This is a genomic window from Parasphingopyxis sp. (assembly GCF_028279465.1).
In the GTDB taxonomy this organism is placed as follows: Bacteria; Pseudomonadota; Alphaproteobacteria; order Sphingomonadales; family Sphingomonadaceae; genus Parasphingopyxis.
This window is the reverse complement of sequence record NZ_JANQNS010000015.1, coordinates 305,968-327,271: the sequence shown is the minus strand read 5'-3', so window position 1 is coordinate 327,271 and position 21,304 is coordinate 305,968. Positions and strand designations below refer to the sequence as shown.

The window sequence follows — 21,304 nt, the reverse complement described above, 5'->3', positions numbered from 1 at the left end:
CAAGGCAATGGTGCGGATATACTTCCAATACTAGGCGGGCGACGGCACGGTCCAGATCAGCACATTGGCTAGGATCACAATCGAAGCGGCGAGCATCAGCAGGCCGCGTTGCTTGTCGCCCTTCTTCGCCCATAGGTAAATCCCGCCGACCGCCAGCGCGAAGACGGCGAGCATGGCGACGGAGAGCGCGATATTGGCGGCGAGGAGCATGGCCGTCTCCTAACCCGTGATGATCTCGGCGAAAACCGCCGGATCGACATTGCCACCCGATAGCGTGACCATGGTGCGGCCCTTGGGCTGCACCTTGCCCGAGAGCGCGGCCGCGAGCGCAACCGCGCCGCCCGGCTCGACGACCAGTTGCAGCCCCGAATAGGCGATGCGCATCGCATCGGCGACTTCCTCTTCGCTGACGGCGACTCCGCTTGCGCCGTGAGCATGCAGAATATCGAAGGTGATCGGCGAGACGCGCATCGTTTGTAGCGCATCGCAACGCGTATCGGGCGGATTGGGGCCGACCGGCTCGATCGCGCCATTCACCAGCGAGCGGGCCATATCGTCCCAGCCTTCAGGCTCGACGACTGTAATCTCGGCATCGGGCAGCACGAGCGCTGCGCCCGCCGCCAGCCCGCCGCCGCCGCAGCAGATGACGGCGCTATCCGGCGGCCCGCCCGCCAGCGCTTCCATTTGCTCGACCGCTTCGAGCGTCGTCGTCCCCTGCCCTTCGACTACCCAGGGATCGTCGAAGCTCGGTACAACGATCGCGTCGCGTTCTTCGGCCAGGTCCGCCGCGAGCCTTTCCCGGCTGCCGCTCATCCGGTCATAGGTGACGATCTCGGCGCCCAGCGCGCGCGTCGCGTCGAGCTTCGCCTTGGGCGCATCTTCCGGCATCACGATCAGCGCCGGCACGCCGAGCCGTTTCGCGGCCCAGGCGACACCCTGCGCATGGTTGCCCGAAGAAAAGGCGACCACGCCGGTCTTGCGTTCTTCCGCGCTCATTGCGGCGAGCCGATGATAGCCGCCGCGCAGCTTGAACGCCCCGATCGGCTGCAGATTCTCGCATTTGAGCCAGACCCGGCCATAATCCGTATCGAACGGGATCAGCGGCGTTGGCGGCACGACGTCACGGATACGGGTCGCCGCCTCCCGGATGCCATCAAGAGTCGGCGTGCGCGATTCGGTGTGCGTCATGCGGTTCCGCTAGCCCGCAAGTCCCGAAGCCGCAACGTCATGTCCGTTGCCTTTGACAACCTTTTGGGCCTGCGCCAGTCTCGCCGCGCGAAGAGAAACGGGGGTCGCAATGAACAGTGCTATTCTGGCGCCGGCGGCGGTGTTGATCTGCTGGACGCTTTTCATGCTGATCTGGCTGGCCGCCACACGCTTTCCGGCGATCAAGAAAACGGGACTCGATATCGGCGCGCAGCGCGGCGGACGAGGTCAGGACCTCGAAGGCGTATTGCCGCCCGAGGTCCAGTGGAAAGCCCATAACTACGCGCATCTGGTCGAACAGCCGACGCTCTTCTACGCCGTTGTTTTCATCATCGCACTGACCGGCACCGGCGATGCCTGGATCAATGTCTGGCTGGCCTGGGCCTATGTCGGCATTCGGATCGTGCACAGCATCTGGCAGAGCACGGTCAATATCGTGCCGGTCCGTTTCTTGATTTTCTCGCTCGGTTCGCTCGTCCTACTCGCGCTGGCGCTGCATGCGACGGCCGCGGCGCTGCAATAGACTGTCACAGGAGGTATACATGGAAATCAACAGCCCCATCCTCGCGCCCATTATCGCGTTAGCCATCTGGACCATGATCATGTGGCTCTGGATGTATGCAACCCGCATCCCCGCAATGAGCGCCGCCAAGGTCGATTTTACACCCGGCGTCTACATCAATGACGATCTGAAAAAGCTACCGGTGAAGGTACAGTGGCAGGCCGACAACTACAACCACCTGCATGAAGCGCCGACCGTGTTCTACGCGGTTGCGCTCACACTCGCGCTCATCGGCGCGGGCGATGGCATCAACCTGACGCTCGCCTGGGCCTATGTCGGCCTGCGCGTCGTGCACAGCCTCTGGCAGAGCACGGTCAATATCGTGCCGATCCGTTTCCTGATCTTCGTGGCGAGCACGGCCGTCCTTATCTGGATGATCGTCAACGCGGCGCTCATCGTCTTCTGATGGCCCGCATCGCCACCGCGATCGTTCAGGCCGAACCGGTCCCGCTCGATATCACGGGCGGGATCGCGGCCCTGGTCGACCATGTCAAAGCCGCAGCCGATGGTGGTGCGACGGTCATCGCGTTCGGCGAGACCTTTCTCGGCGGCTATCCGATATGGCTCGACGAGGCGCCCGGCGCGGCGCTCTGGGATCATCCGGGCAGTAAGGCGCTGCACCGCATCCTGCTCGATCAGGCGATCCAGCAAGATGACGAACGGCTCGCCCCACTGCAGGAGCTGGTCGATCAGCGCGGCCTGATCGTCTCGGTCGGCGCGCATGAGCGGGTGCGATCCAGCCTCGTCAACACGCAATTCCTGTTCCGCCCCGGCCAGCCGCCCCTGCCCCACCGCAAGCTCGTGCCGACCCATGGCGAGCGGCTGATCTGGGCGCGCGGCGACGGCTCGACGCTGGGCGTGCACGAAACGGACTGGGGCCATGTCGGCCATCTGATCTGCTGGGAACATTGGATGCCGCTCGCCCGCGCGGCCATGCACAACCAGCGCGAAGCCGTGCATGTCGCCGCCTGGCCGACCGTGCGCGACACCTATGCCATCGCCTCGCGCCACTATGCGTTCGAAGGCCGTTGTTTCGTGCTGGCCGCGGGCACTGTGTTGCACCGTGACGCGCTGCTCGACGGCCTGGAGCGCTGCGGCGGCAATCCCGATGCTCGCGCGCTGATCGAGGAAATACCAAGCGACCAGCTACAATTCGGCGGTAGCATGATCGTCGCACCCAATGCCGATATCCTCGCCGAAGCGGGCGGCCGTGCGGAGACCATCCATGCCGAACTCGATCTCGATCTGATCGGCCAAGGTCTCGCCTCGCTCGACACAGACGGCCACTACGCCCGGCACGATGTGTTCGAGCTGCGTGTGAATAGGGCCGAACAGGCGGGCGTGGTGTTCGAGGATTAGAGCCACCTAATCGTTGCACAATGCCGTTAGTCCTGAGCCTGTCGAAGGACGTCTATCGGCGGAAAAGCGTCCTTCGACAGGCTCAGGACTAACGGGAATTGGTTAGAGATAGCTTGCTAGCGCCCTTGGAAGTATATTCAGCAGATCGTCGGCGATCAGGAACGCACCGGCCCGCCGACCCGCTTCGCCGTGTAGCCACACCGCCTCGCAGGCCGCCTCGAACGGATCGCCATTCTGCGCATAACGCGCGGCCATGATGCCGGTCAGGACATCGCCGGTGCCCGCCGTTGCGAGCCAGGTTGGCGCGCGCGCGGCGATAGCGGCGCGTCCATCAGGCGCGGCGATCACCGTGTCGCTGCCCTTGTAGACGATCACCGCATTAGCGCGTTGCGCCGCATCTCGCGCCCGCTCGACCTTGCTACCCTCGCCCTCCCCGAACAGCCGCACGAATTCGCCATGATGCGGCGTCAGGATCGGCACAGTCGAAAGCTCGTGCAGCCGCTCCACGCCGCCTTGGGCTATCAGCGTCAGTGCATCCGCATCGAGCACCAGCCGCCGGCCGGAGTCCAACACCTGATCGAGCCGCGCCTCGGCCTTGCCAGTCAGACCCAGTCCGGGTCCGGCGACCGCGACATCGATCCGCTCGTCCGCCAGCATGTCGCCCAATGTCCGCGGATCGGCGGCAAGACGGTAAACGAGCGCCAACGGTCCTTCGGGATGATCGGGCCCGGCGAGCGCGACATAGCCTGCCCCGCCCCGGATCGCGGCGTCGGCGGTGAGGCTCGCCGCACCCGCCATCGCGCCACCCGCAACGAGCACATAGCCGCGCGAATATTTGTGATCCTCTGGACTTGGCGGAGTGAGGTTCGGCCGAGACACAACGTTCAGATCGCTTTCAGAAGCGATGCCGATATCACCGAGAACAACCCGCCCGAGATACCGGACCGAAGGCTGAAGCAGATGCGCCGGTTTCAAGGCACCGAGCGCAACGGTCGCGTCGAACTTGGGCACCGGCGAGAGCAGCGCGCCACTGTCCGTCTCGATCCCGCTCGGCAGGTCGACGGCGACGCTATGCGTAGCGCTTTCGACATGATCGATCAGCGTTTTCGCAAGCGATCCGCTCAGTGGCCGTACCAGCCCCGTGCCGAACAGCGCGTCTATGACCAGCGATGCACCCTTCGCGCCCGCGATCGGCTCGACGGGACCGTCCCATTTCGCACGCGCCTCCTTCGCCACTTCGGTCTTGGGATCGGCCAGCGCGGCGACACGCACATCGCTACCCCGCTCGGCGAGCAGCCGCGCGACGACATAGCCATCGCCGCCATTGTTACCCGGTCCGCACAGGATCAGCGTTTCGGAGACACCGGCCATCCGCCAGGCGATATCGGCGACTTCGCGGCCCGCGCGCTCCATCAACTCGCCGACCGAAATCCCGTCCGCCATCGCGGCCTCTTCAGCCGCAACCATCTCGGCGGCGGTCAGGATCGGCCCGGCGATCACCGCACCGTCGCGGGAAGCCGGTAGGTATCACCACCGATCGCGACCTCGATCTCGCGCTCCGAAGTCGGGGTGACCGTGACGGCCTCCGCACCGTCCGCGGCAACCAGACCGCTGCCGTCATTCGTCACCAGCAATCTTCGGAAACCGCCATCGGGATGACGGACCGTCAGCACTAGCCCGTCATCGCTCTGGCTCCGTTCGATCTGGCAGTCGGAGCGCATTTCGACCGCGCCGTTCAATGCGCAATAGACGACACCGCTTTCGGCGAGTTCGGACCGCGCTTCGACTTCCGCCTCGATGAGCGGATCGGACTCAACAGGCTGCTCCTCGCTTGCCGTACCGCACGCGGCAAGAGCAATGAGCCCGGTCACAGGAAGCGCTGCTCCAAGTTTCATAGCACCCCTCATCCGCTCGGGCTGAGCCTGTCGAAGCCCTGTCCTTCTTTCTGAAAATAAGGACGACCCTTCGACAGGCTCAGGGTGAGCGGGAACATCATCGTCCTAAATATCCGCATAGACATGGGTCTCCGCTTTCGCGCCGGGATGAGTAACCGCGCCTTCATGCGCCGGGCCGACGTTACGGGCGTAGCGCCAGAGCGTACCCGACTGGTAATCGTTGGTGCGCGGCGTCCATTTGGCACGTCGGTCCGCCAGCACCGCTTCGTCGACATCGAGATCGATCGTGCCGGCTTCGGCGTCAATGCGGATGATATCGCCGTCTTCGACCAGTCCGATCGGCCCGCCATCTGCGGCCTCGGGGCCAACATGACCGATGCAAAAGCCGCGTGTCGCGCCCGAGAAGCGCCCGTCGGTGATCAGCGCCACCTTCTCGCCCATGCCCTGGCCGTACAGCGCCGCCGTCGTCGAGAGCATTTCGCGCATGCCGGGACCGCCCTTTGGCCCTTCGTAGCGGATGATGATCACCGAGCCTTCGGCGATATCGCGTTCCTCGACGGCCTTGAAACAGTCTTCCTCGCTGTCGAAGCAACGGGCCGGGCCTTCGAACTGGAGCCGCTCCATTCCGGCGACTTTCACGATCGCGCCATCCGGCGCGAGCGAGCCTTTGAGCCCGACGACCCCGCCGGTCGGCGTGATCGGATTGTCGACGGCGTAGATGACTTTCTGATCGGGGTTCCAGGTCACTTCATCGATGTTTTCGCCCAAGGTCTTCCCGGTCACGGTCAGGCAGTCGCCATCGAGCAGGCCTTCGGACAGCAGCGTCTTCATCAGCATGTAGACGCCGCCCGCTTCATACATATCTTTCGCGACATATTTGCCGCCCGGCTTGAGGTCGGCGAGATAGGGTGTGGATTTGAACGTCTCGGCAACGTCGAACAGGTCGAAATCGATCCCGCATTCGTTCGCCATCGCTGGCAGGTGCAGCGCCGCATTGGTCGAGCCGCCCGTCGCCGCGACGACGCGCGCCGCATTCTGGAATGCCGCCTTCGTGCAGAGATCGCGCGGACGGATATTGTTCGCCAGCAGCTCCATCACCTGAGCGCCGGCCGCGCGCGCGATATCGTCGTTGGACTCATAGGGCGCAGGCACCATATTGCTGTTGGGCAGCGAAAGGCCGATCGCCTCGCCGACACAGGCCATGGTGTTCGCCGTGAACTGGCCGCCGCACGCGCCATGGCCGGGACAGGCGACTTTCTCGAGCTCGATCAGTTCCTGCAGCGGACAGGCTTCGGCCTCATACTGGCCGACCGCCTCGAACACATCGACGACCGTGACATCCTTGTCGTGGTAGCGGCCGGGCAGGATCGACCCGCCATAGACGAAGATCGACGGCACGTTCAGCCGTAGCATCGCCATCATCATGCCGGGCAGAGATTTGTCGCAGCCGGCAAAGCCGACGAGCGCGTCATAGCAATGGCCGCGCACCGAGAGTTCAACGGAATCGGCGATCACCTCGCGGCTGACGAGCGAGCTTTTCATGCCCTGATGACCCATCGCAATGCCGTCGGTGACGGTGATCGTGTTGAATCGGCGCGGCAGCCCGCCGCCCGCAATCACGCCCTCGCGGCAGATATCGGCCTGATGGTCGAGCCGTGTGTTGCACGGCGCGCTGTCATTGCCCGCGCTGGCCACCGCAACGAAGGGCTGCTCGATCTCCTCTTCGGTAATGCCCATCGCGTAATAGTAAGAACGGTGCGGCGCGCGCGATGGGCCGACCGAAACATGGCGGCTCGGCAGTTGCGACTTGTCGAAACGGTTGGACATGGCGGTTTCCCTATTTCAGCGCGTCCCGCGTCTCGGCGATCACGGGCGCGAGCAATTCCGCCCATTTCCTTGCGCCTTCCGCGTCCGCGATCAAGTCATTCCGCACCTCTATCGCGAGATAGGGCAGGCCCCGTGCTTCGGCGTGGAGGTCCATCGTCGCGTTGAGTTCGAGCCCCGAATAGGGCTCGTTATCGCCGACATGGAGACCCAGTGCCTCGAGCTTGGGTATCGCGACGCGCGCGGCGCGATCATCTTGGTTGTAGAGGATCCCGGCATGCCAAGGGCGCTCTTCATGTGCGCGCGTTTCGAGCTGCGGTGTGAAACTGTGCAGCGTGAAGAGCATGTCGGGATCATGGTGATCGATCAGCTCGGCTGTGCGGCCATGATAGGGATGCCAGAAACGCGCGATCCGCTCTTGGCGGGCGGCTTCGTCCAACGCGGCATTGGCCGGGATGTGATGGCCGTCGCTATGCGCGGGAGTCGCGTCCGGATGATCATGCTCGCGATGCAGATCGACGACGAGCCGCGAAACATTGGCGATGATCGCCGGGCATTCGAGATGGCCTGCGACCAGGCCGGAAAGGCGATCGACGCCAATATCAACCGCGACATGTTTGTCGAGGACGGACTGATGGACACCGAGATCGATATCGTCCGGCACCCGGTTCGACGCATGATCGGCGATCAACATCAGCCCGGAATCGGGGCCGCCCGCTATCTCGCGATAGACATCCTTCATTGCGGCCTCGCCGATAGCCAAAGTCTATTTACCCTGCGCATCGCCCCTAGTTGCCGTCCCCGGCGGCCTATGTCACCACATAAGGCAATTGGAGGGTCGCAGATGAGTTTCGCGCTGACACGCCGTGAGGCGATGGCGGGGCTAGCCGCCGGTACGATATTGAGCGTCGGCGGGTGCGCCACTGTACCGGCTTCGGACACCGCCCAAAACTGCAACGCGGGCATGGTGCTCGCAAACGAAGCCGAGCGGCTGCTCGCACTGCTGCCGGAAGTCGCCACCTATAACGGCGCAGAAGCATCGCTAAATGGCGGACCGCTTGCACGGCACATGGCCGACTATTCGCCTGCCGGAGAGCAAGCGCTGCGCGACGGCATGGCGGCGAGCCAGGCGCGCATAGCGGCGCTCGAATGTACGCCGGGATCGCGCGATGCGCTGCACGCGGCCGTCTCCGAAGCGGTACTCGCCAATGCCAACCGCTCGGCGAACATACCCTATGGCCGGATCAACCCGTTCAGTTACGTCAATCATCTGCCCTATCTCGTGTCGCAGATCAGCGGTCCGCATATCGACACCCCGGCGGTGATGAAGAGCCAACAGTCTTTGCGTACCCCCGATGCAATCGATGCCTGGCTCGAAAAGCTCAACGGCTTCGAAACGAGCTTTGCCGGCGTGCTCGAAAAAATCCGCGCGGATGAGGCCGCTGGCTGTCGTCCGCCCCAGGCTTTGCTCGCCAAGACCTTGCCGGTGCTCGATTCCTTTCTCGAAGGTCCGGCCGAATCCCACCCGCTGATCGAAGCGTTCGACGATGGCATGGCCGCCGCCGTGACGGACACGACATTGCGCGCTACCGCTCTGCATTTCGCGATCACTGCGCTGCAGACCAAGGCACGACCCGCATTCCAACGGCTGCGCGACCATATCGCCGAGATGCTGCCGCGCGGGCAGGAGGCGGCCGGGATCTGGGCGCAGCCCGATGGCGAAGCGCTCTACGCGGCCAATACCCGCGCGCTCGGCGATACCGAACTGACACCCGACGAAATCCACGATATCGGCCTCGACGAAACCCGCCGGATCACGGCCGAGATGGATGCGCTGCTCACCGCCAATGGGGAAACCGGCGGCAGTGTTGGCGAACGGATGCTGCGGCTGGCCGGCGACGAGCGCTTCCTGTTCGAAGACAGCGATGACGGCCGGCAGGAATTGCTCGATTATGTGGGCGAACTCGCGCAGCGCGCGGAGGGCAATTACACAGACATGCTGCCGCCCGAGATAATCCCTCAGCAGCAACTCGTTATCTGGCGCATACCCGAGGCGACCGAAGACAGCGCACCGGGCGGCTATTATGACGCGCCCTCGCTCGATGGCACGCGCCCCGGCACCTACTGGATCAACCTGCGCGATATGCGCGCGGTGCCGCGCTTCCGCCTCCCGACGCTCACCTATCATGAAGGCGTGCCCGGCCATCACACGCAAATCGCGATCGCCAGCGGACTTGGCGACGCACCGCTGATCGTCAGAATCGCCAGTTTCAATGGCTATCAGGAAGGCTGGGCGCTCTATGCAGAGCTGCTCGCGAAGGAACTCGGCTATTATGCGGACGACCCGTTCGGCGATCTCGGCCGGCTGCAGGACGAACTCTTCCGCGCGGTCCGGCTCGTCGTCGATACCGGGCTGCATCACATGCGCTGGACGCGCGAACAGGCGATCCGCTTCATGCAGGGCGCCACCGGCATCGCCGAAAGCCGGGTCACGGCCGAAATCGAGCGCTATATGGCATGGCCGGGTCAGGCGCTTGGCTACAAGCTCGGGCAATTGCGCATCCTCGACATGCGCGAACAGTTACGCGCGGCGCAGGGCGCAGCGTTCGATGTGCGCGATTTCAATGCATTAGTGCTCGATCAGGGCGCGATGCCGCTCAGCCTGCTTGCCGAGCGCGTGGAGGCCGCAAGCCGCTGAACGGAAACGGGCAGCGGCACCGAAGCGCAGCTGCCCGTTTCAATGACGTACGGCTCTGGAGGACACGTAGATCATTGGCGGACGTCTCCCTGCGGGGATCGATCCGTTCATGCGCTAATATTAGCCGGATTCATTACCAAAGTGCTGAAAAAGAAGGTTAACGGCGGAATATCGGTCAACGCAGCGCCGATCGCATCGTCCACCACTCGGGATTGTCTCGCGCTATTGCGGCGGCAGCCGCATCGCGGTCACCGGCCGTATCGAACAGCGCGAAACAGGTGGCTCCAGAGCCCGACATGCGCACGAAATAGGCGCCTGACGCCGCCTCCAAAACGGCCATAACCTTGTCGATTGCAGGCGCGATGGCGCGGGCAGGCGCGGCCAGATCGTTGCGCCAGTCTGTATCGAGGCGCAGAGGATCGGTCATATCGAGCGCCCCGCCATCTTCGCCATTCCATGCCGCGAAAACCGGCCCCGTTTCGACGGGAACGCCCGGATTAACAAGCAATATGGGCGTACCGGCAAGATTCCCGGGCGCAACAGGTGTGAGCGCGTCCCCCCTACCCGCGCCGAAACATGGTCGGGAAAGCAGGCACGCCGGCACGTCCGCGCCCAGATCGGCGGCGATCTGGTGCAACGCTCCCGCGTCATTTTTTGGATCCCAAAGCCGCTTCAGAATGCGCAGCGCTGCCGCCGCATCGCCTGAACCGCCACCTACCCCCGAGGCCAGCGGCAGGTTTTTGGTCAAATGCAGCGCGGCACCGGTTTCGATATGTACTGCCTTCCGCAAGGCGTCTGCGGCTCGCAGGACCAGATTCTCGGGCCCGTTGGACAAAGCATCGCCGAAAGGTCCATCGATCGTCAGTGTCAGATCGGTTGCAGCCTCGGCGCGCAGCACATCGCCGTCTGCGCAAAAGGCGAACAGGGTTTCGATCCGGTGATAGCCGTCCGGCATCCGCTCGCGGACATGCAGCGCAAGATTGATCTTGGCATAGGCGGTTTCCCGCAATGCCGCGCTGTGATCGGCCATCAGGGCGAGGCGGTCTCGGCAGTCAGGCCGATATCGAGCTTCTGCCGGATGCGGTCCGCGGCCTCGTCCTCCGCAGACACCAGGGCCGCCTGCCAGGCGAAACGCGCATCCCGTCGCCGGCCCGCGGTCCAATAGGCGTCGCCCAAATGTTCGTTGATCGTCGGCTCTGCCGGTTCACCGCGCGCCGCGCGCTCGAGTGTCGGTATGGCGCGCTCCAGATCGCCCTGAATGTAATAGACCCAGCCCAGCGAGTCCGTGATCGACGCGCTGTCGGGGCTGAGTTCGCTGGCACGCCGGATCAGGTCCTCCGCCGTTTCGAGATCTTCGCGCCGTTCGAGCAACGCATAGCCGAGATAGTTGAGCGCGATCGGCTGGTTCGGGGCCAATTCGACCGCACGTTCGAGCGCGGGCCGGGATTCGTCCCACCGATCGGCATCGAGCAGCGCGCCGCCATAGAGCAGCCATGTGCTCCATGGCGCTTCGTCGCCGCCAGCTAGGGTAACGGCCCGGCCATAGGCTTCGGCGGCTTCTTCATAGCGGTCGAGCGCGGCAAAGCGTTCGCCATAGCGCTGCCAGTCCGCCGCCGTGGCGTTGCGCCGTTCCGCCCGCTCGCGCGCCAGCTCCAAAGCGGCTTGCGGCTCGTCCGTATCGGCGAGCAGCTGTACGCGCATATCCTGCACATCGGAGTAGAATGGATCGCGATTGCCGACGCCATCTAGGGCCAGCAGCGCCGCCTGTTCCTGATCGGCCTGATTGAGAATGCCGCTCGTGACGAACCATCCCACTGAGTTGTCGGGTGAGATGAATGTCGCGAAACGGCTGATCGTCAGCGCAAGCGACGTCGCATTTTGGCGATTGATGTCGGCAGCAAGGCGCACGAACATCTCGCCGATACCGTCGGCCGCGCTGTCGATGGCGCCGGGCAGCGAGCGCCGGCGCTCGATCGTCGCGCGAGCGGTGCGTTCGGCCCGGCTATTCCCCGGCAGGAAAGCGAGCGCCTCATCCCGGCGGCGCGCCTGTACGAGCCGGGCCGCAGCGGCGAGGCGCAGCCGCAAAAAACGCGGCGCGCCGACATCGTTCAAGGCCAGCGTCGCCGTAATGCCTTCGTCATAGCGTCCCATGGCGAGCAGCAGCAGGGCTCTGTGTTCGCGCACATAGATGCTGGCGATCGAATCCTCGCCCACGCCATCGAGAAACGCGATCGGATCGCCGTCATCGGCCCCATATGCGATCCAGGCGCGCATCACCGGAGCGAGTGAGGAGAAAAGCCCCTGCTCCTCGATCCGGTCGACGATCCGGCGTGCTTCGGCCCAATCACCCTCCTCCAGCGTTTCGATCAGGAACAGAAATTCGCCGTCCGGCGGCAGCGCATCGGCGGTTCGCAGCGATTGCGCGGCGCGCAGCGCCAAGGTCCGGTCGCCCGCCGCCACCGCGCGGCGATAGGCGCGGGCGGCGAGTGTCTCGTCGAACGGCGCGCCGGACAGCGCCGAAGCATAGCCTTCAGCCGCGATTCCGATCTGTCCCGATGCATCGGCGACCCGGGCGCGCGCATAATCCGATAGCGGATTGCTCGCCTCTGCGGTTCCGGTAATCACGAGAACCGGGGCAAGGACAAGGGCGGCACGCCCGGCGATACGCTTACATATTGGGATAGTTCGGTCCTCCGCCGCCTTCGGGCACGACCCAGTTTATATTCTGGGTCGGGTCCTTGATGTCGCATGTCTTGCAATGCACGCAGTTCTGCGCGTTGATCTGGAACCGCGGACTGCCGTCCTCGTCCTCGACAAACTCGTAGACGCCGGCCGGACAATAGCGCTGCGACGGCCCGGCATAGAGCGGCAGATTGTGCGCCACGGGTACGTCCGCGTCCTTAAGGGTCAGATGAACCGGCTGATCTTCCTCATGGTTGGTATTGGACAGGAAGACCGACGACAGACGGTCGAAACTGATCACGCCATCGGGTTTCGGATAGTCTATCTTCTTCACCTGATCGGCGGGCCACAGGCTTTCATGATCGGGATGATGGCCCATGGTGAATGGCATGCGGATGCCCAGATGCTCGGCCCACATCGTGATGCCCGAAAGCAGGGTACCGGTGAAATTGCCATATTTCTCGACCAGCGGCAGCGTGTTCCGGACTTTGCGGAGCTCCTTATACACCCAGCTATCCTCATAGGCCTGCTCATAGGCGGTCAGTTCGTCGCTGGCGCGTTCCGCCTGCACGGCGTCGAACGCGGCATCGGCGGCCATCATGCCGGTCTTCATCGCGGTATGGCTACCCTTGATCCGCGGTACGTTCACAAAACCGGCCGAACAGCCGATCAGCGCCCCGCCCGGAAAGGCGAGTTTCGGCACGGACTGCCAGCCGCCATCATTGATCGCGCGCGCGCCATAGGAAACGCGCTTGCCGCCTTCGAGAATCTCACGGATTGCCGGATGGGTTTTCCAGCGCTGCATTTCTTCGAACGGCGAAATCCAGGGATTGGCATAGTTGAGCCAAGTGACGAAACCGAGCGCGACCTGGCCATTCTCCTGATGATAGAGAAAACCGCCGCCATTGGCTTCGTCGAGCGGCCAGCCCTGGGTGTGGATCACGCGGCCCGGCACATGTTTGTCGGGCTCGATATCCCATAGCTCTTTTATCCCGAGACCATAGACTTGTGGCTCGGAGTTCGCATCGAGTGCAAACTTGGCGATCAGCTGTTTTGAGAGGTGCCCGCGCACGCCTTCGGCGAAGAAGGTATATTTGGCGTGGAGCTCCATGCCCGGCATGTAATCGGGCTTTTTCTCGCCATCGCGGGCGATGCCCATATCGCCGGTCGCGACGCCCTTGACCGAGCCATCCTCGTTGAACAGCACTTCCGCCGCCGCGAAACCGGGGAAAATCTCGACGCCCATGGCTTCCGCGCGGCCGGCGAGCCAGCGGCAGAAATTGCCGAGGCTGACCGTGTAGGTGCCCTTATTGTTCATGAAGCTTGGCATCAGAAGATGCGGAAATTCGCGCTTCTTGTTCTTCGTCAGGATCCAGTGATGGTTTTCCGTGACGGGCACGGTCAGCGGCGCATCGTCGAAATCCCGCCAGTCCGGAAATAATTCGTCGAGCGCCTTCGGGTCGACAACCGCGCCTGAAAGAATATGCGCGCCGATCTCGCTGCCCTTTTCGAGGATGCAGACCGAAATCTCCTTACCCGCCTCCTCGGCGCGCTGCTTGAGCCGGATCGCCGCGGAGAGACCCGCTGGGCCGCCACCGACGATCACGACGTCATAGGGCATGGATTCCCGTTCGGACATGGTCTCGCATTCTCCTTCAACGGACCGCTTCAGGCTCATATCGTCGCGGCCAGCAACCAATCTGTCAGATAGTCACTGCCCGGCGATTGACCAAGCCGTCAACCTTGGACTCTATGGGAATTCACGGAAAACGGGGGCAAGCCATTTCCGACGGCATCGATAATCTGGTTTCCTGGTGGCGCGAAGCCGGCGTCGACACGATTGTCGGCGACGAACCGCGCAGCTGGCTCGAAGAACCGAAAAAGCCGCGCGTAGCACCCGCAGCAAAAAACGAAGCGCCGACTGTAGCGCCAACGCCTAATATGGCCGACATGCCCTCGGAGCTAGCGGCATTCAGACAATGGTTGCTCTCCAGCGAGGCCCTGGCCGCACCCATATCCGAGCGGTTGGACGCGATCGGCGATCCTACGACCGGGTTGATGATCCTCGTCGATATGCCCGAGCAAGGCGATCGCGAGGCTGGAGGACTGCTATCGGGCGACACCGGACTCCTGTTCGATCGCATGCTGGCCGCTATCGGCCGCGATCGGGCTTCGGCCTATGTCGTGCCCCTCTCCCCCGCACGGATTGCCGGCGGCGCGATCGACGAAAACGCGCTCGAAACGCTCGGCTCTATCGCCCGCCATCACGTCGCCCTTGCTGGCCCGGAACGACTATTAACCATGAGCGACGCGCCGAGCCGTGTGTTTTGCGGGGCCGGGCTCGATGAAAGTCGTGGAACGCAACACATTTTTAACCATGATGGCGGCACTGTGTCGGTGACCGCCACTTTTCATCCGCGGTTCCTGCTCCAGCAGCCGCGCTTCAAGGCGCAAAGCTGGAAGGACCTGCAGATGCTCATAGAGGGAATACACGCGTGAAATTGAAGCTTCTTGCCGCAACGGCCCTGTTATCGGCGTCTCTCACGCCTGCCTTGGCAGACGCGGCCAGCCTGCCCACGCTTTCACAGGCGCAAACGCAATCCGAAATCGATTCCGTGCTCAGCCGGAGCGAGCGTGAGGCCTATCGCCAGATTTTCGCCGATATTCGCAACCGCAACTGGGAAAGCGCGGAAGGGCGGCTGGCGCGCGCGCCGGACAGCGTCCTGCACCCCGTAGCACGCGCCGAGCTTTATCTTGCCCCCGGATCGCCGCGCGTCGAGCTGGAGCCACTCCGAGCGCTGCTGAACGATGCGCCAGATTTGCCCGACGCCAATCGCATTCTGACACTCGCGCAAAGCCGCGGTCTCGAACAGGCGCCCGTATTGCCGCGCACGCACTCGATGCGCCGCCCGTCCGGTCCCTCGCGCCGGGCGCGTGCTCAACCGGTGCGCGACGATAGCGCCGCGCGCTCGGTCGTCCGGGAAATCCGCCCGCTGATCGTCGCCGATAGCCCGCGCGAAGCGGAAAATGTGCTTGAGCGGAACCGCGAGTCCCTCACCCGCGCCGGCCTTACCGAGGTGCAGCAGCGCGTCTCATGGTCCTATTATCTGACCGGTGACGACCGCAATGCACAGCGGCTCGCTCGCCAGGCGCGCGCTGGGATCGGCGACTGGGCCGTACATGGCGATTGGGTCGACGGACTGGCATCATGGCGGCTCGGCGATTTCGAGGCGGCGGCTGACGCGTTCGCTTCGGTCGGACGCCGCGCCCCTGACAGCGAAAAACGCGCCGCCGGCCTGTATTGGGCCGCACGCGCTGAGATGCGCGCCGGCCGTCCGGAAAATGTGCAGACCTTGCTGCGTACCGCCGCGCTGATGGACGAAACTTTCTACGGCCTGCTCGCAATGCAGAGCCTCGGCATCTCCGAAGCACCGGCGCACCGGAATATCCCGTCGCCGACATGGGATACGGTCGCCTCTTTCTCGACGGCGCAGCGCGCGATGGCGCTGGCAGAGCTCGGAGAGCGGGAGCTGGCGGACGAATTCGTGCGGCATGGCGCCGCGATCGGCAATCCGCAGCATCATGACGCATGGCTCGATCTTGCGAACCAGTTGCGCCTGCCCAACGCCGAACTCTGGATCGCGCGCAATGCGCCCGTATCCTATCACGCATCGTCCCGCGTGCGCTTCCCTGCGCCCGGCTACGAGCCTGTCGGCGGTTGGCGCGTCGATCGCTCGCTCGTTTATGCGCATGCGCTGCAGGAATCGAATTTCCGCCCCGAAGTCGTAAGTCCGGCTGGCGCGCGCGGCCTCTTGCAGCTGATGCCGGGCACGGCGCGCGACATCGCCCGCGACCGCGGCGAGACTGTCAACGCCTCACGGCTCAACGTGCCGGAGATCAATATCGAATATGGCCAGCATTATATGGAAGAGATGCGCGACTTTTCGGGCATGCAGGGGCTGCTGCCCAAGGTGATCGCGTCCTATAATGCCGGACCTGGCGCGGTGATGAACTGGGAGGGTCGCCTCCGCGACCGTGGCGATCCGCTGCTCTATATCGAGAGCATCCCTTTCTACGAGACGCGCGGCTATGTGCCGATCGTCCTGCGTAATTACTGGATGTATCAGCGCAATGCCGGCGAAGAATCGACGAGCCTCGCGGCGCTGGCGCAAGGCATGTGGCCGCGTTTCCCGGGCGCACCGGGCGCGGTTGCCGTGCGTCTGTCCGGCCAGGGAGGCGCGCGCATTGCCAATTGACGAGAGTGCCGAATTCAAACCCGTCCGCATCGCGCTACTGACGGTTTCGGACACGCGCAATCGCGAGCAGGACAGTTCGGGCGACATATTGGAGCAACGGTTGACCGATGCCGGGCATATCCTCGCGGCGCGCCAGATCGTGCGTGACGAAATGTCCGAAATCGTCTCGCGTCTCCATGCCTGGATCGACGATCCTGAAGTCGATTGCGTCATAACGACCGGCGGCACTGGGCTGACCGGGCGCGACATTACGCCCGAAGCGCTCGAACGGGTGCAGGACAAAGCGATACCGGGCTTTGGCGAGCTGTTCCGGATGTTGAGCTATGAGAAGATCGGCACATCGACGATTCAATCACGTGCCTGTGGCTGCGTCGCACGCGGCACCTATATTTTCGCGCTGCCGGGCTCCAATGGCGCAGTGAAGGATGGCTGGGACGGAATTCTCGCGACACAGCTCGACAACCGCTATCGCCCCTGCAATTTCGTCGAACTCATGCCCCGGCTTCAGGAAGGCTAGCCGACCGGCCGGGAAATCCAGACTTCGCGGATTTCCGCATCCGGATAGGCGGTGGACGTCTCAAAGTAGGTGCCGTCTCCCTCCACGCCGCTATAATCGCCGCCATGTTCTCCGCCCGGCACGGTCAGGCCCCCGGTTTGCGTTTCAGCGTCAGCCGTGTCGGATCGCGCCCGGAACAGGAAATTGGACGGCGCATTGGCGAAGGTCACATATTCGCGGCCCTCATTGTCCCAACTGAAGCCGAAGGTCGGTTCGCCATAGGCTTCGATTGCCGTCGAAACCGGCGTGCCCGGGCCCACCCCGGCCGCATCGTTGCAGATGGGGCTCGACACGATGAGGCTTTCGACGGCCGCCTCGGCCGTATAGCTCTCTTCGGCGAAGGTGATCGCGCACAGCGCGTCTTCGCCCTCTGACCGCACGCACAAGGCGCTCAGATCGACCATATATGTCGAGTAGAAGTTGAGCGCCGTGCCCTCCGGAAAGGCCGCAGCGAAGTCGCCGAGCGTTTCCGGCAGGGCGATGCCGGCGACGCGATCTTCTGCGATGAAACATTCCGGATCGAAGGCCGCGCTTCCTACTGGCGCCATGCCAACCACACGATCAGCGCCATCGGCAATCTCGGTATCGAGCAACAGCTGTTCCGGCGCGCCGCCTGTATCAGCGTCTTCTGAACCGTCTGAAACCGTGCGCGCTTCGGCTGATTCGGTTTCGCTAACGGTATCGCTTTCCGCCGCACAAGCCGTCAGCCCAAGCGCAAGACAGGTCAGGCTGGTCCAGAGAGTTCGCATCGCTTTTTCCTTTCTCGCTAACCTTGCACTGCACCGGCGCAGATGGCAATGTGTTCTTGTTATGTTCTCATGCAAAACAAAAGGCCGCGGTGCGACCGCGAACGCCCCGCCCACACGCTTCAACCTGCCCGACCGCGAGCCGGACGGCGACTGGCTCGATGCCGAAGAGGACATCGACGGAGCGCCCCCTGCCCCCAAAACCTCAGTCACGATCGAACGCCCGAAGACGATCATTACCCGCAACGCATCGCCGGACATCGGCTTCGACCGCTCGATTAACGCCTATCGCGGGTGCGAGCATGGCTGCATCTATTGCTTCGCGCGCCCAACCCATGCCTTTCACGATCTCTCGCCCGGTCTCGATTTCGAAACCCGGCTGTTCGCCAAGCCTAGTGCGCCGCGCCTTCTGCACGAGGCGCTCTCGAAGCCGAACTATCGCGTCGCGCCGATCGCGATGGGCACGAATACCGATCCCTATCAGCCGATCGAGAGGCGTTATCGGATCACGCGCGACTGTATCGCAATCCTGGCCGAAGCGCGCCATCCGCTAACGATCACGACCAAATCGGACCGCGTGGTGCGCGATATCGACCTGCTCGCCGACATGGCCGCCCATGATCTCGTCGCCGTCGCGGTTTCGGTGACGTCGCTCGATCCGCACGTGCACTGCACGCTCGAACCGCGCGCACCCTCGGCGCGCAAGCGGCTAGCCGCGATCACGGCGCTCAGTGAGGCGGGTATCCCGACCTATGTGTCGATGTCCCCGATCATCCCGGCGATCACCGATCACGAGATTGAGACGCTAATCGAAACAGCGGCCGAAGCAGGGGCGCAGGCAGCTTTTTTCATCCCGGTCCGCCTGCCGCACGAGGTCGCACCGCTGTTTCGCGCCTGGCTCGACGAATATTATCCCGAACGCGTCGGCAAGGTGATGAATATCATCCGGTCGATCCGTCAGGGGCGCGACAACGACCCCAATTACTTCACGCGCATGCGCGCGGCTGGACCCTGGGGCAAGTTGATCGAAGCGCGCTTCGCCAGAGTCTGCCGCAAGCACGGCCTCAATCAGCAGAAAATAATGCTGCGCACCGACCTGTTCCGCCCGCCTGCCGGGCCGCAAGGGGAGTTGTTCTGAGCGCTGCTAACCGCGTGCGACGACGAGGCGATAGCCCATATCTATCGCATCCTGATCGAGCAGATCGGCATAGCGCCGCTCCCACGCGCCCGATTGCAGATCGTCCGCCAGTCGTTCAAGCTTTTCGGAAATATTGTCGATCTTCCAGAAGGTCGAGCTGCCCTTGCGGATTTGCGGATCGAGATAGGCCGAAGGACGGCGCCAATAGGCGTAGAGGAAACCGTCGGTACAATCGTGCGGGATCGGTACGGTCGCAATCTCGACCGGCCCGAGCCATTTTTCGTAATCGGCCATTTTGGGCATCTGCCGCGCGTCGAGTTCGGCATTCTCGGGCAGATAATCGAGCAGCCAGATGTCGCGATAGTCTGGATCGAAGGTCAGCAACACGACCGGCCCGCGGGTGACCCGGCGCATCTCACCAAGGCCTTTGGCCTGATCGGTCCAATGGTGGATGGTCAGCACCGCCATCGATGCATCGAAACTGTCATCGTCGAAAGGCAGGTCTTCGGCGACGCCTTGAATGGCTGGCGCCGCATCGCGCGGACGCTGGCCGATCATTTCGAGCGACGGTTCGACGGCGGTTACTTGCCGGCCGGCCGACTCGTACGAGCCCGCACCGGCCCCAACATTGAGGACGGTCTCGGCAGCGCCCAATGCCCCTTCGATGGCGGCGGCTATGCGCGGATCGGGTTTGCGCAGATCGGCATAGTCGACGCCGATCTCGTCATAGATGGCCGACATCGCGATCTATGCCCGCCGTGCCCGCTCAGGCCGTTTCCAGCTTGTAATCCTTATATTCGTCACGCAGCGCGCGTTTCAGGATCTTGCCGGTGGCCGTATGCGGCAACTCATCGACGAATTTTACCTCGTCGGGCAACCACCATTTGGCAACCTTGTCCGTGAGATAGTCGATGACATCGTCGCCGCTGAGTTCCGCACCCTCTTTCCTGACGATCAGGAGCAGTGGCCGTTCGTCCCATTTCGGGTGATAGACGCCGACAGCCGCTGCTTCGGCAACGCCCGGGCAACCCACTGCGGCATTTTCAAGCTCGATTGAGCTGATCCATTCGCCGCCGGACTTGATCACATCCTTCGCACGATCCGTGATCTGCATACAGCCATCGGGATGGATGACCGCGACGTCGCCGGTGTCGAACCAATTGTCGTCGCCCACACATTTGCCGCCATCGTCCTGGAAATATTGATCCAGCACCCAGGGCCCACGCACATGGAGGCTGCCCGAGCTTTCGCCGTCGCGCGGCAGTTCGTTTCCGTCGTCATCGACGACACGGATTTCGACGCCGAACGGCGTGCGGCCTTGCTTGCAGATGATATCGACCTTCTCGTCGAAGCTGAGCTCATCCCAGTTCGGCGGACGCATCCCGATCGTGCCGATCGGCGAGGTTTCGGTCATGCCCCAGGCGTGGAGGACATAGACGCCCGCGTTCATCAGCCGTTCGATCATCGCGCGCGGTGCAGCCGACCCGCCGATCACGACCATTTCGAGCTTGCCATAATCGACCGTGTTCGCGTCCATATGGGCGAACATGGCCAGCCAGACGGTCGGCACACCGGCGGAATGCGTGACGCCCTCGTCGAGCATCAGATTGTGCAGCACGCCGCCATCGTTGGAGGCGGAGAAGACCATCTTCGATCCCGTCACGGCGCAGGCAAAGGGCAAGCCCCAGGCATTGGCGTGGAACATCGGCACGATGGGCAGCATGACCGAGCGCTGCGACAGGTTCATGGCATCGGGCTGTCCCTCGGTAATCGCATGGACCACGTTCGAGCGATGTTCGTAGAGCACGCCCTTGGGATTGCCGGTCGTACCGCTCGTGTAACAGAGACCGCACGGCTCGCGCTCGTCGCCGTCGACCCATTCATAATCGCCATCTTCGGCATCGGTAAGCGCGCGGAAGGTCGGATAGTCGCCTTCACCGTCGAACAGGATGAAATGCTCAATCGTCTTGAGCTGATCCTTCACGCCGTCGACGATCGGTTCGAACATCTTGTCGAACAGCAGAATCCGGTCCTCGGCATGGTTCATGATGTAAACAAGTTGCTCCGCGAAGAGCCGCGGATTGATCGTATGAACGACGCCACCCATCCCGCTGATCCCGTACCAAGCCGATAGATGGTGCGCATGGTTCATCGCCAGCGTCGCGATCCGGTCGCCCTTCTTCATGCCGAGTTTTTCGAGAGCCTGGGAGAATTTGCGGGCATCTTCGGCGATGCCGGCCCAGTTCGAACGGGTCGTGCTGCCGTCGGCCCAGCGCGTCACGATCTCGCGTGTGCCGTGCTCCTTCGCCGCATGATCGATAATATTGCTGATGCGCAGCGGCGCATTCTGCATTCCTCCAAGCATGGTCATCCTCTCGATAG

The 21,304-nt window shown here is 63.3% G+C and carries 20 protein-coding genes; 8 read left to right on the top strand and 12 right to left on the bottom strand.

The features are described 5' to 3' along the window. Positions 1–30: 30 nt before the first annotated feature. Together Q0974_RS10990 and Q0974_RS10985 are read right to left on the bottom strand one after the other, a co-directional pair. Entirely contained in the window at positions 31–210 is a 180-nt protein-coding gene (locus Q0974_RS10990) for a hypothetical protein (protein ID WP_299327528.1), read from the bottom strand. A 9-nt stretch (positions 211–219) separates the two neighbouring features. Further along, positions 220–1,188 carry a threonine/serine dehydratase gene (locus tag Q0974_RS10985; RefSeq protein WP_299327526.1) on the bottom strand — a complete coding sequence of 323 codons (969 nt, stop codon included), beginning with the start codon at positions 1,186–1,188 and terminating at the stop codon, positions 220–222. Between the two features lie 109 nt (positions 1,189–1,297). On the opposite strand from Q0974_RS10985, the gene Q0974_RS10980 reads away from it, so the two are divergent. From Q0974_RS10980 to Q0974_RS10970, 3 genes are read left to right on the top strand one after another with little or no spacing between them, the layout of a single operon-like run. Next, complete coding sequence (locus Q0974_RS10980; RefSeq protein WP_299327524.1) at positions 1,298–1,729, top strand: MAPEG family protein; 432 nt, start codon at positions 1,298–1,300, stop codon at positions 1,727–1,729. A gap of 19 nt (positions 1,730–1,748) precedes the next feature. Further along, entirely contained in the window at positions 1,749–2,174 is a 426-nt protein-coding gene (locus tag Q0974_RS10975; RefSeq protein WP_299327522.1) for an MAPEG family protein, read from the top strand. Next, a complete protein-coding gene (locus Q0974_RS10970; protein WP_299327520.1) occupies positions 2,174–3,127 on the top strand; it encodes a carbon-nitrogen hydrolase family protein in 954 nt (317 codons plus the stop codon). The genes Q0974_RS10975 and Q0974_RS10970 overlap by 1 nt, the downstream gene beginning before the upstream one ends. A 102-nt stretch (positions 3,128–3,229) precedes the next feature. Here Q0974_RS10970 and Q0974_RS10965 read toward each other — a convergent pair whose 3' ends face one another. The 4 genes from Q0974_RS10965 to Q0974_RS10950 all read right to left on the bottom strand — a co-directional run bounded on the left by Q0974_RS10965 (position 3,230) and on the right by Q0974_RS10950 (position 7,588). Next, entirely contained in the window at positions 3,230–4,627 is a 1,398-nt protein-coding gene (locus tag Q0974_RS10965) for an NAD(P)H-hydrate dehydratase (RefSeq protein ID WP_299327518.1), read from the bottom strand. Further along, positions 4,624–4,998, bottom strand: a complete 375-nt coding sequence (locus Q0974_RS10960; RefSeq protein ID WP_299327517.1) for a hypothetical protein — start codon at positions 4,996–4,998, stop codon at positions 4,624–4,626. The genes Q0974_RS10965 and Q0974_RS10960 overlap by 4 nt, the downstream gene beginning before the upstream one ends. Before the next feature lie 129 nt (positions 4,999–5,127). Next, positions 5,128–6,849 (bottom strand): dihydroxy-acid dehydratase, encoded by a 1,722-nt coding sequence (gene ilvD, locus Q0974_RS10955; RefSeq protein ID WP_299327515.1) that lies wholly within the window; start codon positions 6,847–6,849, stop codon positions 5,128–5,130. 10 nt (positions 6,850–6,859) lie between these two features. Continuing rightward, the gene (locus tag Q0974_RS10950) at positions 6,860–7,588 is read right to left on the bottom strand and encodes an N-formylglutamate amidohydrolase (RefSeq protein WP_299328498.1); all 729 of its coding nucleotides are present in this window, start codon (positions 7,586–7,588) and stop codon (positions 6,860–6,862) included. Positions 7,589–7,690: 102 nt separating this feature from the next. On the opposite strand from Q0974_RS10950, the gene Q0974_RS10945 reads away from it, so the two are divergent. Next, positions 7,691–9,544: a DUF885 family protein gene (locus Q0974_RS10945; protein ID WP_299327513.1), complete on the top strand. Its 1,854-nt coding sequence runs from the start codon at positions 7,691–7,693 to the stop codon at positions 9,542–9,544. Between the two features lie 175 nt (positions 9,545–9,719). Here Q0974_RS10945 and Q0974_RS10940 read toward each other — a convergent pair whose 3' ends face one another. From Q0974_RS10940 to Q0974_RS10930, 3 genes are read right to left on the bottom strand one after another with little or no spacing between them, the layout of a single operon-like run. Beyond that, positions 9,720–10,574, bottom strand: coding sequence for a 4-(cytidine 5'-diphospho)-2-C-methyl-D-erythritol kinase (locus tag Q0974_RS10940; protein WP_299327511.1), 855 nt, complete (start codon positions 10,572–10,574; stop codon positions 9,720–9,722). After that, positions 10,574–12,169 carry a tetratricopeptide repeat protein gene (locus tag Q0974_RS10935; RefSeq protein ID WP_299327509.1) on the bottom strand — a complete coding sequence of 532 codons (1,596 nt, stop codon included), beginning with the start codon at positions 12,167–12,169 and terminating at the stop codon, positions 10,574–10,576. Before Q0974_RS10935 ends, Q0974_RS10940 begins: the two co-directional genes overlap by 1 nt. 43 nt (positions 12,170–12,212) lie before the next feature. Continuing rightward, positions 12,213–13,865 carry an electron transfer flavoprotein-ubiquinone oxidoreductase gene (locus tag Q0974_RS10930; protein WP_299327507.1) on the bottom strand — a complete coding sequence of 551 codons (1,653 nt, stop codon included), beginning with the start codon at positions 13,863–13,865 and terminating at the stop codon, positions 12,213–12,215. 113 nt (positions 13,866–13,978) lie between these two features. On the opposite strand from Q0974_RS10930, the gene Q0974_RS10925 reads away from it, so the two are divergent. Genes Q0974_RS10925 through moaB form a run of 3 tightly spaced genes read left to right on the top strand, consistent with a single transcriptional unit; the run spans position 13,979 to position 16,999 of the window. Next, positions 13,979–14,725, top strand: a complete 747-nt coding sequence (locus Q0974_RS10925; RefSeq protein ID WP_299327505.1) for a uracil-DNA glycosylase family protein — start codon at positions 13,979–13,981, stop codon at positions 14,723–14,725. Continuing rightward, complete coding sequence (locus Q0974_RS10920; protein ID WP_299327503.1) at positions 14,722–16,482, top strand: lytic transglycosylase domain-containing protein; 1,761 nt, start codon at positions 14,722–14,724, stop codon at positions 16,480–16,482. Before Q0974_RS10925 ends, Q0974_RS10920 begins: the two co-directional genes overlap by 4 nt. Next, positions 16,472–16,999, top strand: coding sequence for a molybdenum cofactor biosynthesis protein B (moaB, locus tag Q0974_RS10915; RefSeq protein WP_299327501.1), 528 nt, complete (start codon positions 16,472–16,474; stop codon positions 16,997–16,999). Before Q0974_RS10920 ends, moaB begins: the two co-directional genes overlap by 11 nt. On the opposite strand, the gene Q0974_RS10910 is transcribed toward moaB, so the two are convergent. Beyond that, positions 16,996–17,787: a hypothetical protein gene (locus Q0974_RS10910; RefSeq protein WP_299327499.1), complete on the bottom strand. Its 792-nt coding sequence runs from the start codon at positions 17,785–17,787 to the stop codon at positions 16,996–16,998. The two genes, moaB and Q0974_RS10910, sit on opposite strands and share 4 nt — an antisense overlap. A gap of 61 nt (positions 17,788–17,848) precedes the next feature. Between Q0974_RS10910 and Q0974_RS10905 the strand changes: the two genes are divergently transcribed. After that, on the top strand, positions 17,849–18,922 hold the full coding sequence (locus Q0974_RS10905; protein WP_299327497.1) for a PA0069 family radical SAM protein: 1,074 nt from the start codon (positions 17,849–17,851) through the stop codon (positions 18,920–18,922). 6 nt (positions 18,923–18,928) lie between these two features. On the opposite strand, the gene Q0974_RS10900 is transcribed toward Q0974_RS10905, so the two are convergent. Then, entirely contained in the window at positions 18,929–19,663 is a 735-nt protein-coding gene (locus tag Q0974_RS10900) for a class I SAM-dependent methyltransferase (RefSeq protein ID WP_299327495.1), read from the bottom strand. 25 nt (positions 19,664–19,688) lie between these two features. Further along, positions 19,689–21,287 carry a long-chain fatty acid--CoA ligase gene (locus Q0974_RS10895; RefSeq protein ID WP_299328495.1) on the bottom strand — a complete coding sequence of 533 codons (1,599 nt, stop codon included), beginning with the start codon at positions 21,285–21,287 and terminating at the stop codon, positions 19,689–19,691. Positions 21,288–21,304: the final 17 nt, after the last annotated feature.

What these genes read in the sequence shown, in the direction of transcription:
- Q0974_RS10925 (WP_299327505.1), top strand. Translation starts at nt 13,979, where the DNA reads ATGGGAATTCACGGAAAACGGGGGCAAGCCATTTCCGACGGCATCGAT.
- Q0974_RS10970 (WP_299327520.1), top strand. Translation starts at nt 2,174, where the DNA reads ATGGCCCGCATCGCCACCGCGATCGTTCAGGCCGAACCGGTCCCGCTC.
- Q0974_RS10910 (WP_299327499.1), bottom strand. Translation starts at nt 17,787, where the DNA reads ATGCGAACTCTCTGGACCAGCCTGACCTGTCTTGCGCTTGGGCTGACG.
- Q0974_RS10900 (WP_299327495.1), bottom strand. Translation starts at nt 19,663, where the DNA reads ATGTCGGCCATCTATGACGAGATCGGCGTCGACTATGCCGATCTGCGC.
- Q0974_RS10945 (WP_299327513.1), top strand. Translation starts at nt 7,691, where the DNA reads ATGAGTTTCGCGCTGACACGCCGTGAGGCGATGGCGGGGCTAGCCGCC.
- Q0974_RS10990 (WP_299327528.1), bottom strand. Translation starts at nt 210, where the DNA reads ATGCTCCTCGCCGCCAATATCGCGCTCTCCGTCGCCATGCTCGCCGTC.
- Q0974_RS10985 (WP_299327526.1), bottom strand. Translation starts at nt 1,188, where the DNA reads ATGACGCACACCGAATCGCGCACGCCGACTCTTGATGGCATCCGGGAG.
- Q0974_RS10950 (WP_299328498.1), bottom strand. Translation starts at nt 7,588, where the DNA reads ATGAAGGATGTCTATCGCGAGATAGCGGGCGGCCCCGATTCCGGGCTG.
- Q0974_RS10895 (WP_299328495.1), bottom strand. Translation starts at nt 21,287, where the DNA reads ATGCTTGGAGGAATGCAGAATGCGCCGCTGCGCATCAGCAATATTATC.
- Q0974_RS10980 (WP_299327524.1), top strand. Translation starts at nt 1,298, where the DNA reads ATGAACAGTGCTATTCTGGCGCCGGCGGCGGTGTTGATCTGCTGGACG.
- Q0974_RS10975 (WP_299327522.1), top strand. Translation starts at nt 1,749, where the DNA reads ATGGAAATCAACAGCCCCATCCTCGCGCCCATTATCGCGTTAGCCATC.
- Q0974_RS10905 (WP_299327497.1), top strand. Translation starts at nt 17,849, where the DNA reads ATGTTCTCATGCAAAACAAAAGGCCGCGGTGCGACCGCGAACGCCCCG.
- ilvD (WP_299327515.1), bottom strand. Translation starts at nt 6,849, where the DNA reads ATGTCCAACCGTTTCGACAAGTCGCAACTGCCGAGCCGCCATGTTTCG.
- Q0974_RS10940 (WP_299327511.1), bottom strand. Translation starts at nt 10,574, where the DNA reads ATGGCCGATCACAGCGCGGCATTGCGGGAAACCGCCTATGCCAAGATC.
- Q0974_RS10930 (WP_299327507.1), bottom strand. Translation starts at nt 13,865, where the DNA reads ATGTCCGAACGGGAATCCATGCCCTATGACGTCGTGATCGTCGGTGGC.